The organism is Streptomyces spongiicola, assembly GCF_003122365.1.
GTDB classification, from domain to species: domain Bacteria; phylum Actinomycetota; class Actinomycetes; order Streptomycetales; family Streptomycetaceae; genus Streptomyces; species Streptomyces spongiicola.
Genome location: NZ_CP029254.1, coordinates 743,500 through 757,161, shown reverse-complemented (window position 1 = coordinate 757,161; position 13,662 = coordinate 743,500). Strand labels below are relative to the sequence as shown.

At 71.6% G+C, this 13,662-nt stretch carries 11 protein-coding genes; 8 read left to right on the top strand and 3 right to left on the bottom strand.

Features of this window, described 5'->3' with window-relative positions; all coding sequences use genetic code 11:
• Window positions 1–14: 14 nt before the first annotated feature.
• Complete coding sequence (locus DDQ41_RS03170; protein ID WP_109293099.1) at window positions 15–2,102, bottom strand: YhgE/Pip family protein; 2,088 nt, start codon at window positions 2,100–2,102, stop codon at window positions 15–17.
• Window positions 2,074–2,952, bottom strand: coding sequence for an ATP-binding cassette domain-containing protein (locus tag DDQ41_RS03165; protein WP_109293098.1), 879 nt, complete (start codon window positions 2,950–2,952; stop codon window positions 2,074–2,076). The genes DDQ41_RS03170 and DDQ41_RS03165 overlap by 29 nt, the downstream gene beginning before the upstream one ends.
• Window positions 2,953–3,279: 327 nt before the next feature.
• Between DDQ41_RS03165 and DDQ41_RS03160 the strand changes: the two genes are divergently transcribed.
• From DDQ41_RS03160 to DDQ41_RS03140, 5 genes are all read left to right on the top strand, one after another.
• The gene (locus tag DDQ41_RS03160) at window positions 3,280–3,933 is read left to right on the top strand and encodes an ArsR/SmtB family transcription factor (protein WP_172607709.1); all 654 of its coding nucleotides are present in this window, start codon (window positions 3,280–3,282) and stop codon (window positions 3,931–3,933) included.
• On the top strand, window positions 3,930–5,267 hold the full coding sequence (locus tag DDQ41_RS03155; protein ID WP_109293096.1) for an MFS transporter: 1,338 nt from the start codon (window positions 3,930–3,932) through the stop codon (window positions 5,265–5,267). The genes DDQ41_RS03160 and DDQ41_RS03155 overlap by 4 nt, the downstream gene beginning before the upstream one ends.
• A 372-nt stretch (window positions 5,268–5,639) precedes the next feature.
• Window positions 5,640–7,337 carry a transposase gene (locus DDQ41_RS03150; RefSeq protein ID WP_262508336.1) on the top strand — a complete coding sequence of 566 codons (1,698 nt, stop codon included), beginning with the start codon at window positions 5,640–5,642 and terminating at the stop codon, window positions 7,335–7,337.
• Between the two features lie 39 nt (window positions 7,338–7,376).
• Complete coding sequence (locus tag DDQ41_RS03145) at window positions 7,377–8,435, top strand: TniB family NTP-binding protein (protein WP_109293094.1); 1,059 nt, start codon at window positions 7,377–7,379, stop codon at window positions 8,433–8,435.
• Window positions 8,432–9,409, top strand: coding sequence for a TniQ family protein (locus DDQ41_RS03140; protein ID WP_109293093.1), 978 nt, complete (start codon window positions 8,432–8,434; stop codon window positions 9,407–9,409). The genes DDQ41_RS03145 and DDQ41_RS03140 overlap by 4 nt, the downstream gene beginning before the upstream one ends.
• 65 nt (window positions 9,410–9,474) lie before the next feature.
• On the opposite strand, the gene DDQ41_RS03135 is transcribed toward DDQ41_RS03140, so the two are convergent.
• A complete protein-coding gene (locus DDQ41_RS03135) occupies window positions 9,475–10,419 on the bottom strand; it encodes an MASE1 domain-containing protein (RefSeq protein WP_109293092.1) in 945 nt (314 codons plus the stop codon).
• A 546-nt stretch (window positions 10,420–10,965) separates the two neighbouring features.
• Between DDQ41_RS03135 and DDQ41_RS03125 the strand changes: the two genes are divergently transcribed.
• The 3 genes from DDQ41_RS03125 to DDQ41_RS03115 all read left to right on the top strand — a co-directional run bounded on the left by DDQ41_RS03125 (window position 10,966) and on the right by DDQ41_RS03115 (window position 13,297).
• Window positions 10,966–11,541 carry an SAV_6107 family HEPN domain-containing protein gene (locus tag DDQ41_RS03125; RefSeq protein ID WP_109293091.1) on the top strand — a complete coding sequence of 192 codons (576 nt, stop codon included), beginning with the start codon at window positions 10,966–10,968 and terminating at the stop codon, window positions 11,539–11,541.
• A gap of 307 nt (window positions 11,542–11,848) precedes the next feature.
• Window positions 11,849–12,625 carry a methyltransferase gene (locus DDQ41_RS03120; RefSeq protein ID WP_109297502.1) on the top strand — a complete coding sequence of 259 codons (777 nt, stop codon included), beginning with the start codon at window positions 11,849–11,851 and terminating at the stop codon, window positions 12,623–12,625.
• A gap of 279 nt (window positions 12,626–12,904) precedes the next feature.
• Window positions 12,905–13,297 carry a DUF3040 domain-containing protein gene (locus tag DDQ41_RS03115; protein ID WP_109293090.1) on the top strand — a complete coding sequence of 131 codons (393 nt, stop codon included), beginning with the start codon at window positions 12,905–12,907 and terminating at the stop codon, window positions 13,295–13,297.
• Window positions 13,298–13,662: the final 365 nt, after the last annotated feature.

Here is a 13,662-nt window from a genome sequence, read left to right as displayed (position 1 = left end):
CAGGTCCACCCGTCTCACAGGCTCAGCTCGGGGTGAAGCCGGTCGAACGTCCACACCTGCCTGCGCCGCGCCGACACCGCGGTCAGCGCCAGTGCCCCGGCGGTGAACGCCACGAGGACGGCCACGGCCTGCCAGACCGGTCCGGTGCCGCCGCCCGTGATGAGCCGGCGCAGTGCCTCGACCACGTACGTCATCGGCAGGAAGGGGTGGACGGCGTTGAAGAACGGCGGGCTGGTCTGGACGGGGTAGGTGCCGCCCGCCGAGGTCAGCTGCAGCATCAGCAGCGCCAGCACGAGGATCCGGCCGGCCGCGCCGAAGCGGGCGTTGAGCCACTGGATGATCGCGGCGAAGCAGCCCACGACCAGGGCCAGGAATCCGACCGTCCCGGCGGCGCGGGCCATCTGCAGCCCGAGCCCCCAGTGGAGCACCGCCATCAGCGCGCCGGCCTGGAGCAGTCCGATGGCCGCCACCGGCAGCCAGCCGACGACGGCGATCCGCCAGGCCGACGCGCCGGCGGCCAGAGCCCGCCGGTTGAGCGGCTGGATCAGCATGTACGCCACCATGGCGCCCACCCACAGGGAGAGCGGGATGAAGTACGGGGCGAAGCCGGTGCCGTAGTTGTCCGCCTTGTGCAGTGACTGGGAGGCGAGTCGCACGGGGTCGGCCATCACCGCGGTGCGGCGGTCGCGCTCCCGCTCGTCGTAGTCGGGGATCCTGCCGACGCCGTCGTTGAGCCCGCCGGCCAGTTCGCCCGAACCGTCGACGAGCTTGTACATGCCGCCGTCGAGGTCGTGGGCGCCGTTCTCCAGCCTGCCCACCCCGGTGTCGAGGTCGGTGGATCCGGCGCGCGCGGTGCCCAGACCCCGATGGAGGTCGCCGGCTCCCTCGGCCACCTTGTGCGCCCCGGAGTCCAGCCGGTTGACGTCCGCGACGGCCTTCTCGATGTCGTCGCCGAGGGTGGGGGAGCGTTCGGCGAGGTCCTCGGCCAGCTTCTGGAGTTCGGCCAGACGGGTGTCGAGCTGCTTCAGCTCGGCGCTGTTGCCCTTCACCAGCGCGACGACGTCGTCGGCGACCGCGGCGGAGTCCGCCGTGGCGGTTTTGGCCTTCTCCAGTACCGGGCAGACGGCGGGATCGGGCGGCGCGGCCTCCCCGCAGCGCGACCTGTGGAGTTCGTCCGCCTCGCCGGCCGCCTCGTGCGCCTTGGCCGCGGCGGCCGGAGCGGTCGCCACGAGGAGGTCCAGCCGGTCGCGCGCGGCGCGGGCGCCGTGCTCCACGAACCGCGCGTGCTCAGCGATCGCCGCACCGTCGCCCTCGAGGTAGGGCCGGGCGCCGTCCGCCACCGCGTTGACCTTCCCGGCCAGCCGCCCGGTTCCCGCGGCCAGCTCACGGGCTCCCTTCTCCAGCTCGCCCGCGCCGTCCTCCAGACGGCTGATACCGCCGGCGAGCCTGCCGCTGCCGTCCTTGGCGTCCTTCAGGCCGTCGGCGAGTTCCCTGGAGCCCTCCTTCGCCCTGCCGATGCCGCCCTGGAGCCGGCCGGCGCCCTCCGCGGCCTCCGCGGTGGCGTCGTGGATGTCGGAGAACGAGATGAAGATCCCGTCGAGGAAGGAGCGCGAGGCGTCCCTGGACGCGGACTCGCGGACCTCGGCGAAGACCGTGCGGGATATCTGGCCGACGATGTAGTTGTTGGCGTCGTTCGTCCGGACCTCCATCGCCCCGGTCTCGGGGGCGTCGCCGGAGGCGGAGGCGATGCGCTCGCTGAAGTCGGCGGGCATGGTCAGCGACAGGTAGTACGTACCGTCCTCGACGCCCCTGCGGGCCTCCCGGGCGCTCACCTCGTGCCACTCGAAGACGTCGCTCTCGCGCAGCCCCTCGGCGATCTCGTCGCCGGCCGCGATCTTCTTCCCGGCGGCGGTCGCGCCCCGGTCGTCGTTGACGAGTGCCACCGGAAGCCTGTCGAGGCGGCTGTACGGGTCCCAGAACGACCACAGGTACAGGGCGCCGTAGAGCAGCGGGAGCAGCAGGATCGCCACCAGCGCGGCCCTTGGCAGCCGGCCCCTGCCGAAGCGCTTCAGCTCAAGCGCGGCGAGTTTCGGCGAGCGCATCGGCCGCCCCCTCCTCGGTCTCGTCGGCGGTCCTGGTTTCCCCGGCGGTTCTGGTCTCGTCGGCGGTCCCGGTCCCGGTCCCGTTCCCGGCGTCGTGCGCACGGGGGCGGCTGTCGGGGTCCGGAGTGGTGCCGGGCGCGGGTGCGTGCGAGGCCTCCGCGTCCGTGCGGACCACCACGGCGTCCCCGGGCGCCTCGCCGCAGACCGCGAGCACGGTCGTCCCCCCGGCGGCGACGCCGCGCAGGAGCCCCCACGCCTCCGCCCGGTCGGCCTCGGAGAGCTTGAGGTCGGCGTCGTCGACGGCCAGCAGCCGCGGGCGGCCGACCATGGCGAGGGCCACGGAGAGCCGGAGCGCCTCCAGCCGCCCGAGATCCCGTACGGCCGTGCGCCCCGCCTTCGGCAGGGCGTCCACGTCGAGCCCGGCGAGGCCCAGCGCCTCGCCCAGCCGCGCCCGTGCCGCCGCGGCCCGTTCCGCGGGCGGCCGCAGCAGGGCCCGCAGCGAGCCGTCGAACCGCCGCTGCAGCAGGACCCGCTCCCGCAGATGCTCGGCGACGGTCAGCGCCGGGTCGAGGTCGCTCACCCCCGGAACCGGCCCCAGCGCGCTGATGCGGCGGACCGCCGCCATCTTGCGCGGCAGCCGCAGCCCGCCCACCTCCGCGTGCCCCTCCGCCGCCTTCATGCGCCCGCTGAGCGCGAGCAGCAGACAGGTGCGTCCGGAGCCGGACGGTCCCTCGATCGCGACGAGCGAACCCGGGCCGGCCTCGATGTCCACCTTCCGGAACGCCCAGCCGCGCGGTCCTCTGAGGCCGAAGCCCCGGGCTCGTACGGCTGCCCCGTGCGGGCTGTCCACGCGCCCCCCCTCATTTGTACTGACTGGTCAGTGCAAAAACTACTCGGAGGGGCCGCGCCGAGGCAAAACACGGCTGTCCGGTCTCTGTTGACCTGGCGAATGTCCGCTGTAGTTGGCGAGCTGTACGCCGGTCGTCTCGGTGAGGTTGGCGAAGGTGGCGAACGTCATGCGCAACGGTTGCGTACCGCCGCTTTCTGATCTTGCTCGTCAATCGCTCTAGATGAGTGCAGTGGTCCCCGTACGCGAAGGAGATCGCAAAGAGTTCTTCGCGAAGAACTCTTTGCGAAGAACTCTTTGCGGTTTAGCCTGTGTGGTGTGACCGACGCGATGAAGAGGCCAGAGGGCCTGAACCTTGAAGAGGACTCCGTTGTCCTGGATGCCAAGGGGCTGCGTGCCATGGCGCATCCAGTGCGTGTGCAGCTGGTGGGGCTGCTGCGGAAGTACGGCCCATCGACAGCCACCCGTCTCGCGGAGCGGCTGGGCGTTAATTCCGGGACAGCTAGCTATCACCTGCGCCAGCTCGGCTCGGCTGGTTTCGTTGAGGAGGACGCTGAGCGCGGCAACGCGCGAGAGCGCTGGTGGCGCTCGGTACATCAGATGACGGAGCTCAACGACCGGGAGTTGGCCGATCGAGAGCCCGAGGCCATCTTGGCCTTCCTGCAATCCGTCGCCACCACCTACACCTTGCGCACTCAGCAGACGCTGAACGAGTTGCAGACGATGCCCCGGGCGTGGCGGGACACCTTCGACATGAGCGACTGGGCCTTGCGGCTCACGCCCGAAGAGGCTGTCGCCCTGCGGCAGGAGTTGAGGGCCGTCATCTCCCGGTACCGCAGAGACACGCCCGAGGCGGCGGCAAGTGCCCCGGAGGGTGCCGAGCGGGTCGGCGTTATCACGCAGATGCTGCCCGAACTGGATGCGCCTGCCGCGTCGTCGCTCCCTTCCGGCCCGCAGGAAGAGGAAGGAAGCCCGACGTCATGACCCACGACACCTCGGAGGCCGGCGGCATACCCGGCAAGAGGTCCTTACGACCGCTGGGCGGAGTGCTGGCGGCCATGATTGTGTCGCTGACCGGCACGCGGATATCCGTTGTGGCACTGCCCTGGTTCGTCCTCGTCACCACCGGCAGCGCCACCCAGACCGGACTGGTCGCCTTCTGCGAGATGGCGCCCTACGTGGTGGTCAAGGCGTTCACCGGGCCGCTGGTGGACCGGATCGGCCCGCGGGCCGTTTCCTGGACCACCGATCTGGCCAGCGCGACCGCCGCCGCCGCGGTTCCCCTGCTCCACGCCCTGGGCCTGCTGTCCTTTCCCCTTCTGCTGGTTCTGGTCGCTCTGATCGGCGCGGCCCGGGGACCTGGCGACCTGGCCAAGGAGGTGATGGTCCCGGAGGCGGCTGAGCGCAGCCGGGTGCCGCTGGAGAGGGCCACCGGTCTGGCCGGTGTGATCGAGCGGCTCGCCTCTACCGTCGGCCTGGCGGTCGGCGGAGCCCTGGTGGCGCTGCTCGGTCCCCTGACCGGACTCGCCGTCAACGCGGGCTGCTTCGCCCTCGGATCGGTGATTATCAAACTCGCGCTGCCTCGCGGCATGGGGCACGCGGTTGAGGAAGCCCCCTCGCCCGCCGGGGAAGCGGAACCGGGCTACTGGCGGCGGTTCGGTGAAGGCTTCACCTTCCTGCGCGGCGAGCCGCTGCTGCTCACCGTCATCGTCATGTGCGGCATCACCAACCTGCTGGACGCGGCGATCACCTCAGTGCTCGTACCTGTCTGGGCCAGGGAGTCCGGCAACGGGCCGACCTCGATCGGCCTGATGGGCAGCGTCATGGGGGCCGCAGCAGTCGGCGGGAGCCTGATCGCCGCGATGGTCGCGCACCGGCTGCGGCGGCGAGTGGTGGTTCTCACCGGGTTCCTGCTGGCTGGGGCACCGAGGTTCCTGATCCTCGCCTTCGATGCCCCGTTGGGGGCGGTACTGGCTGTCTTCGCGGTCAGTGGGTTCGGTGCCGGCTTCGTCAACCCAGTGCTGGGGGCCGTCCTCGTCGAGCGGGTGCCGCGCCGGATGCTGGGCCGGGTCAACGCCCTCGGTGACTCGCTGGCCTGGGTCGGTATCCCTCTCGGCGGGCTGCTTGCCGGGGCGGCGGTGACCGCTGCCGGACTCGTGCCGGTGCTGGTCGCCTGCGGCGTCGCGTACTTCCTCACCACGAATCTAGCCGGACTTCGGCCGGAATGGCGCGAGATAGACCGCACACGTGGGCGGGGCGTCGTGAAGCCGCATTCCAAGGAAGACACCTCACAAAGCGGTGCGAATGTGGCGGCATGACCTTTACGGGAGGGAGGCGGACCATCTGGCCTTCGTCTCCCTCACACCGTTCCTTCCGACGTCGCCCACGCTTCACAAACACTGGCGAGCCGGGCACCACTCGTCTCGGTGAACTTGGCGGAGTTGGCGAACGGGGTGGCCTGTGGCTCGTCACTGTGGAGGTGTGGGTGCTGTTTTGCAGGTGGTGGCGACTCTGTTGCTGAATTGCCTGCAGGGGTGCGGGACGGCCCGGCATGATCGTTGGTGCGGTCGTTCTGTCTGCTCCGGCCGTAGGGGGTCGGTGCAGTGTCCATGCGACCGGGGGGATTACCGCCCGTTCCTGAACAGACCGTCAGGACGGCTCGCGCCGCCTTCCCCGGTGGCAGCCTGCCCATGCGCCTGCGTGACCACCTTGCCGAGGTCTTCGACGACTCGTTGTTCACCGATGCGTTTCCCGACCGTGGGGCTCCCGCCCAGTCCCCGGCGCTGCTCGCCCTGGTGACGGTGCTGCAGTTCACCGAGAACCTCACCGATCGGCAGGCCGCGGACGCGTCACGGGACCGCCTGTCGTGGAAGTACGCGCTGGGCACGGAGCTGTCCGATGCCGGCTTCGACTTCTCCGCGTTGTCGAGGTTCCGTGCCCGGCTCGTCGGGCACGGCCTGGAACGGACGCTCTTCGACAGGCTCGTCGGGCACTGCCGCGAGGCCGGGCTGATCAAGGCCGGTGGCAAGCAGCGCACCGACTCCACCCACGTGATCAGCGCGGTCCGTGACCTGAACCGCACCGAGCTGGCCGGGGAGAGTGTGCGGGCCGCTCTGGAGGCCCTGGCGGTGGCGGCGCCGTCCTGGCTGGCCGGGGTGGTCGATGTCGCCGAGTTTGCCGAACGCTATGGGCCGCGTGTCGACGGCTGGACGATGCCGGGCTCGAAGACCGGCCGGGACCGGCTTGCCCAGGTCTTCGGCCAGGACGCGCTGGCCTTGTGCCGGGCGGCCTGGTCCGACACCGCCCCGGTGTGGGTCCGCGAGATCGAGGCGGTGGCCCTGCTGCGGCAGGTCTTGGTGCAGACCTACAGCATCCGTACCGATGCCCGGGGACGGGAGGTGATCACCAAGCGGGACGCCGACGACGAGGGCGTCCCGCCCGGCCATATCCGCCTGGCCTCCCCCTACGACCCCGATGCCCGCTGGTCGGCCAAGGGCGACGACCTTTTCTGGATGGGCTACAAGGTCCACCTCACCGAGACCTGCGACACTCCCGCCGAAGCCGAAGCCGAAGCCGAAGCCGAAGCCGAAGCCGAAGCCGAAGCCGAAGCCGAAGCCGAAGCCGAAGCCGAAGCCGAAGCCGAAGCCGAAGCTGGTACGAGTGTGTTGCGGCTGATCACCGACGTGCACACCACCCTGGCGACGGTTCCCGACGTCAAGGCCACCGCGCCCATCCAGCAGAATCTGGCCGGGCGGCAGGTCGCCCCGGGCGAGCACTACCTCGACTCCGGATATCCCTCCGTCGATCTGGTCGTGGAAGCGGCGGGCCGGGGCATCAGCATGGTCACCCCGCTCCTGGCCGACCACTCGCCCCAGGCCAAGGCCGCCGAAGGCTTCGCCAAGAGCGCCTTCCGTATCGACTGGAAAGCCCGTCAGGTCCGCTGCCCCCAGGGCACCACCAGCGCCGGCTGGTATCCGGTCACCCAGCACGGCCGCGACGCCATCGTGATCGACTTCGCCCGCACCGACTGCCGCCCCTGCCCCTCCCGGACCAAGTGCACCAACTCCGTCCGCGGCGCCCGCATGCTCACCCTGCGCCCCCGTGAACTCCACGAACGCACCACTGCGGCCAGAACCGAACAGGACACCGACTCCTGGAGAACCAAGTACGCCCTCCGCGCCGGCATCGAGGGCACCATCAACCAGGCCCTCGACGTCACCGGCATCCGCCGTGCCCGCTACCGCGGCCTGCCGAAAGTCACCCTCCAGCACATCTACTCCGCCACCGCCCTCAACATCATCCGCCTCGATGCCTGGTGGACCACCGACCCACTACGCAAGCCTCGCACCAGCCGACTCGAACGCCTCAGCCACCAACTCGCCGGCTGACGAATTCAGCAACAGAGTCTTCAGCGAGGAGGACTACCGGTGACCGACAGTGACCCGGCCGACCGTGAGTTTCCCCTGACCACGAAGGAAGGGTGGAGCCGCTTCGTCCAGCACGTCCCGGTCACCGCACCCCTGCTCGACCGCCCCGCGCTGCTGGCGCTGAGCGACATCGAGCGCGAGCTCTACGACGAGGCAAGAGCCGAGCACCACACCCAGCTGTTCGTCGCGAAGACCCCGACCGTGATGGAAGTGATCCGCACCGGCCGGGAGTTGACCCTCCTCAACCGCCGCCAGGTCTCCGCCCGCCGTGGCCTGATCGTCTCCGGCGCGGCCGGCACCGGCAAGACCACCGCGATCACCCAGCTCGGCAAGGCCCACGAACAGCACGTCCGCCGCCGACTGCCCGCCGACAGCGGGCCACGGCTGCCCGTCGCCTACGTGACCGTCCCACCGGCCGCCACCCCGAAGATGCTCGCAATCGAATTCGCTCGGTTCCTCGGCATCCCCCTGTTGCGCCGCATGAACCAGACCGAGATCACCAACGCGGTCTGTGAGGTCCTGGCCGAACTGCGCTGCGAACTGGTCCTGGTCGACGAGATCCACAACATCTCGCTCACCACCAGATCCGGCGCCGAGGTGTCCGACCAGCTCAAATACCTCTCCGAGCGGATCGCGGCCACTTTCGTCTACACGGGAATCGACGTCGAGTCCGCCGGACTGTTCGCCGGCACCCGCGGGAAGCAGATCGCGGGCCGCTTCGTCAGCATCCACGCCGAAGCCTTCACCATCGCCACCCCCGCCCACCGGCAGGAATGGCTCGCCCTGCTGGCCACCATGGAACAGTCCCTACGGCTCCACCGGCACACCCCTGGCATGCTGGCCGCTCACGCGGACTTCCTCTACCAGCGGACCTCCGGCATGATCGGCAGCCTCGCGCACCTGATCCGGGCCGCAGCCTTGCGGGCCATGGCCTCCGGCACCGAGAAAATCACCAAGCAGGTGCTGGCGGAGATCCCCCTGGACACCGCAGCCGAGACGAGCGCACCGCTAACCGCGCGCTCGCGCCGAGCCCGCACCGCACAGCGACGCGCCGGATGAGCCGCGTTAAGCACGCTCCCGAAGCCCTGAGCGTCGCCCGGAGTCTGTGCATCCCCGTCCGCCCCTGGGGAGGGGAGTCGCTGCCCTCCTATGTCGCCCGCCTCGCCCAGGCCAACCGCATCCCGCACACCGCCCTCTGGAGATGCATCGGAGTGCCCCACAGGGCCGGAGCAAGCAGCACCACTCTGCCCTGGGAAGCCACGCTCAACCAGCCTGCCGTCGCGCGACTCGCCGTCATGTCCGGGATTCCCGTCGAACGGTTGCGGAAGGCGCTGCCCGGACTGTCCTGGTCGATCCGCGAGGCATCGGCCCTGCCCACGGACGTTCCCACGTTCTGGATGCGTCAGGCACACTCACCCAACGCGGTCATCTGCCGCCAGTGTACCCTCCGCCGCAGCATCAGCACCCAGGTCCGAGCGCACCTGTCTCTGCCGGACATTGTGTGTCACCGCCACCACACCTGGCAGACCCCCGAACCCAAGGACATCTCGGCGGTCCCGGAGATCGCCCGAGCGCAACGAAGACTTCGCAAGCTCCGCAAAACTCACGGCAGCCACATCATGGCCTGCTGCGTCCGCGACGCCCGCTGGATCATCAGCGGCTGGGCCAGCATCCCGAGCCGGGAACCCATGCTCGAAGAGCTCTGGCAACACCGCCGCATCAAGCTGGGCCTGCCCCACTGGTTCCGCAGCTGGGACCTGACCACCCACATCATGGCCCACCCAGAAGTCGTGACCCTCGCCTGCGCACTCGTCCCGATCTACCTCGACCCCCTCTTCTTCAAGCGCCCCGGCATCCGGGAGTGGAAGTTCAAAAGGCATCTGCGGCTCCGCCTCGGTCTTGACCCTCGGCGCCAGCCCACGGGCGACCCCATCAACAAGTTCTTTCTCGCGGTTCAGACGGACCGAGCCCGCTGGCGGAACCCCAAAAGCGCCATGATCACTGAGACAGCGACACCGCGAACCTCCCAGTGATCATGGCGAACCGCAGCTCAGAAGATGCCCCTCTCGCCACCCTCGCCGAGAAAGAACAACGGCGTTCAGCGGTCGCGCGGTTCGGTTCCGGACACGATCTCCGCGAGGCGGGTGCAGGCGCGCCTGATCTCCTCGTAGGTCCGGTTCCGCTCGGTGATCACGGCCGCCATCAGCAGCGCCGTCAGGGCCGTGGCGCCGTTGAAGGCCTGCAGGGTGACCATGTTGGCGAACAGGTCCCGCCCTGCGAACGGCCCGAACTCCCCGGCCGCGGCCGTGACCGCGAGCGTCGACACCGCGAGCGCGCACGGCGCGGCCCCCGCCAGCTGGAACCGGAAGGCGGCCCAGATCAGGCACGGGAAGACCAGGAAGAGCAGCGGCGAGTTGCGCACCGAGACCGCGAGCAGCGTCACGCCGAGAGTGCAGACCCCCAGCGCCGCCGCCTCGACCCAGCGGGCCCTGTCGGCCGGGACGGGCCACCGCGCACGGCGCAGTACGAGCAGGAACGGCGTGACCACCAGCACGCCCATCGCGTCGCCCGTCCACCAGACCGACCACGCGGGCCGGAATCCGCGCTCCAGCGCCCCGGACAGGGCCAGCGTCGCGGCCCCGACCGTCGAGCTGACGAGCATGCCGCCGAGCGCCCCCAGGAAGACGAGTGCCAGTGCGTCCCGGAGCCGGTCCAGCTCCCGCCGGAACCCCGCCCGGCGCAGCATCAGGTAGGCGCAGACCGGCGCGGCCGTGTTGCCCGCGGTGATGGCGAGTACGGCGGCGGCGCTCGGGCCGATGGAGAGGTTGACCAGGAACGCGCCGAGCGCGATGCCGGGCCAGATCCGCGACCCGAAGAACAGCAGACCGGCCAGCGCCAGGCCGGTCGGCGGCCACAGCGGGGTGATCTGGCCGCGCACCAGGTGCTGGAGCAGCCCGAGCCTGGCGGAGCCGTAGTAGAGCGCGGCCACCGCGAGGATGCGCAACGCCGGCCAACCGTAGCGCCTGACCTTCTCATCGCGCACGACAGCAGTCTCCTGCGCCCGTGGGGGAGCGGCGACTCGGGAGCGTCACACCGGGCCGGCGGAGGGGGCTCCCCCTGCACGTCGCCGATCGCCGGACCCGGCGACCCGTCCGTCGTCACGAAGGTGTCGTACCAGCGACCGCCCACGTCCAGCCCTTGGCTGGCTGGCGGGCGGGTAGCGGGCGGCGACGCGCAGGCCCGGAAGCCGCGGGAGGTCCGGGGAGCGTGTGCCGCCGCACGGCCATGGCGAACTCGACACGGGCCTGCCGGAGCCTGATCCGCTCCAGGGCCCGGTCCACGGGACGCCCGAGGGCGACGCGGAGGTCCTGCGCACCGCCGGGCGGGTCACCGCGTCGTTCCCGCAGGACCGCTCCGGGGTGTCCCACATGTTCCGCCGTTCGCCTCGCATCACCTTGGCCCGGGTGCCGCCGGGCAGCGCACCCCCTTCGCCCCGGACAACCCCAGGTCGGGGCGAATTGTCAGTGGCTGCCCCCACCATGGTCCACGGACGGCCGGAGTGCCGTCACCCGACGACAGGAGGCTCGTCATGGCCAGCTCGTACGCCGCTGCCGCACGCCGGCTCCGCGCAGGCGGCCCTCGCCCCGCCCCGTCACCCACCACCGGACCCGCGAGCGATGTCCACCCCGTGCCGCGGCGCTCGTCCGCTCCCCCTGCCGCACTCGACCTGCTCGCCCAGGCGCGGGCGGGCCTGGAGGAGGCCGCGCGTCTGGAGACGCCCAACGAGCGGTACGTCACCGCCCATCTCGCCGCGCTGCGCACCGCTGCGGCCGTCCTCGCCGCCCGCGGGCGGCCCGAGACCGGCCCGCGCCGCCGGGCACGCATACGCTCCGCCTGGGAGGTCCTGCCGGAGATCGCCCCCGAGCTCACCGAGTGGAGTGCGCTGTTCGCCTCCGGTGCCGAGCGCCGGGCCCGAGCCGAGGCGGGCATCCGCGGTGCCGCCGGCAGTCGCGACGCGGACGACCTGATGCGCGACGCGGCCGTGTTCCTGAGGCTGGTGGAGCGGCTGCCGGCGCTCCGGCTGGTGCAGCCGCAGCCGCAGCCGCAGCCCGGGCCGGAGGGGCCGGGGCCCGAGGGCGGGCGGCCGGAGGGCGCTGCGGACTGAGCGGCACCGGGGCAGCCCGAGGACGGCCGAGGTCGGTCGAGGACGGCCGAGGTCGGTCGAGGACGGCCGAGGACGGCCGAGGACGGCCGAGGACCGGACGCGGACTCGGACGCGGACTCGGGCTCGGGCCGGCGCGCGGACCCGGGGCGCGGATGTCGGGGGCCTGGGGAACCGGGGCGGTCCGGGGACACCCTGGGAAGGCCGCCGCGCCCTGCCGAGGCAATAGGGTGGAGCCAGCCTGCACCGTTCACGCCCCCTCAGCAGGGGCGGCACCCGCGCCGAGGAGTCACCAGCAGTGTCGGACCAGATGCCCCCCGTTCGGTCTCGCCGCGGGGAGACCCCGTCCCGCGCCTCCCTTCGCACGGCAGTGGTCTGGGAGGTGCTCAGGGACGCCCTGGACCGCCGGGTCAAGGCGACCGGACGGGATGCCCTTGACGTCCTCGACACCGGCGGCGGCTCCGGCAACTTCGCCGTGCCCGCCGCTCGGCTCGGCCATCGCGTCACCGTGGTCGACCCCAGCCCCAACGCGCTGTTCGCGCTGGAGCGCCGGGCGGCCGAGGCCGGGGTGGCCGACCGGGTCCGAGGGGTGCAGGGCGATGTCCACGGGCTGTTCGACGTGGTCGAGCGCGGCGGCTTCGACGCCGTGCTGTTCCACGGCGTGCTCGAGTACGTCGAGGACCCGGCCGAAGGCGTGCGGAACGCGGTGGCGGCGCTCCGCCCCGGAGGCGCCCTCAGCCTGCTCGCCGCCGGGCTCGGCGGCGCCGTCCTCGCCAGGGCGCTGGCCGGGCACTTCACCGAGGCCCGGCAGGCGCTCGGCGACCCGGCGGGGCGCTGGGGCGAGGGCGACCCGACGCCGCGCCGCTTCACGGCCGGGCAGCTCACCGGGCTCGTCGGCGGAGCGGGGCTGGAGATCGCTTCCGTGCACGGTGTCCGGGTCTTCGCCGACCTGGTCCCGGGGGCGCTCGTGGACACCGAGCCCGGGGCGCTGGAGGCCCTGCTGAAGCTGGAGGAGGCCGCCGCCGAGTCGGAGGCGTTCCACGCGGTGGCCACGCAGCTCCACGTCCTGGGCGAGAAGCGCGGCTGATCACGGGCCCGGGCGCGGTGCCCGCCGCTGATCAGCCACGCAGCTGCAGATGGAGTACGCCACAGGTCCCCCGGCCGAGGCGTTCGCCCCGTATGATCGGGTGACGCGATCCGGCATGACGGACGGGCGGTTGGGGAATCAACGCCTCAGCAGTCGATCCGGCATGGCAGGCCCCGAAGGCAATCGGGCACCCGGCGGGTTTCACGGGGGCGATTCCCTGCCTATCCTGAAAGGGCCGCATACCGGTCGCCCCCCGCGACCGACGACTAGGAGGACTCCGTGCCGCTCTCGGAGCACGAGCAGCGAATGCTCGAGCAGATGGAGCGAGCGCTGTACGCCGAAGATCCCAAGTTCGCGACAGCGCTTGAGGGAAGCGGGCTGCGTACGTACACCCGACGACGGGTCTACCAAGCGGTCGCCGGCTTCCTGGTGGGTATCGCGCTCCTCATGGCCGGAATGGTCGCCCAGCAGATCTGGATCAGCGTGGTGGGTTTCCTCGTCATGCTCGGCTGTGCGGTCCTGGCGGTCACCGGCTGGCGCAAGGCGCCGAAGCCGGGTGAGCAGAGCGGCCCCGGGGCTGAGGCCACCGGCCGACAGCCCAGGCAGCGCCGGTCGCTGATGGACCGGATCGAGCAGCGGTGGCAGCGCCGCCGCGACGAGCAGGGCCACTGAGCCCATGTGACGTGTACATCCGAACTCGGATAAGGCTGAGGGGCGACCGCGACGCGGTCGCCCCTCAGCCTTATCCGATCCGGGTACGTGCGTATCCGATCCGAGTACGTGCCCCGGTGGGGCCGTCCGGAGCCGGTGAGGTCGTCTTCTCCCCGCCCGCCCGTGCCGCGGGGCCGTAGGACCGCGGGGCCCGTATGCGTCCGGGTCGGGCGGCCTGGGCACGGAGCCCAGCCGACGCGGCCGGTACGGGTCCCGCCGCCGGCCCTCCGCAGCAGGCCGCGCGGTCCTACCGCCCCGCGGTCCTACGGGTTCGGCCGAGACCGGGGCCGGGGCCGCCACGGCGCGGGCCGTCCCGTCCTGGCCCG

Coding starts and splice junctions, on each gene's coding strand:
- DDQ41_RS03170 (WP_109293099.1), bottom strand. CDS start 2,102: ATGCGCTCGCCGAAACTCGCCGCGCTTGAGCTGAAGCGCTTCGGCAGG.
- DDQ41_RS03160 (WP_172607709.1), top strand. CDS start 3,280: ATGAAGAGGCCAGAGGGCCTGAACCTTGAAGAGGACTCCGTTGTCCTG.
- DDQ41_RS03155 (WP_109293096.1), top strand. CDS start 3,930: ATGACCCACGACACCTCGGAGGCCGGCGGCATACCCGGCAAGAGGTCC.
- DDQ41_RS03150 (WP_262508336.1), top strand. CDS start 5,640: ATGCGCCTGCGTGACCACCTTGCCGAGGTCTTCGACGACTCGTTGTTC.
- DDQ41_RS03140 (WP_109293093.1), top strand. CDS start 8,432: ATGAGCCGCGTTAAGCACGCTCCCGAAGCCCTGAGCGTCGCCCGGAGT.
- DDQ41_RS03125 (WP_109293091.1), top strand. CDS start 10,966: ATGGCCAGCTCGTACGCCGCTGCCGCACGCCGGCTCCGCGCAGGCGGC.
- DDQ41_RS03120 (WP_109297502.1), top strand. CDS start 11,849: ATGCCCCCCGTTCGGTCTCGCCGCGGGGAGACCCCGTCCCGCGCCTCC.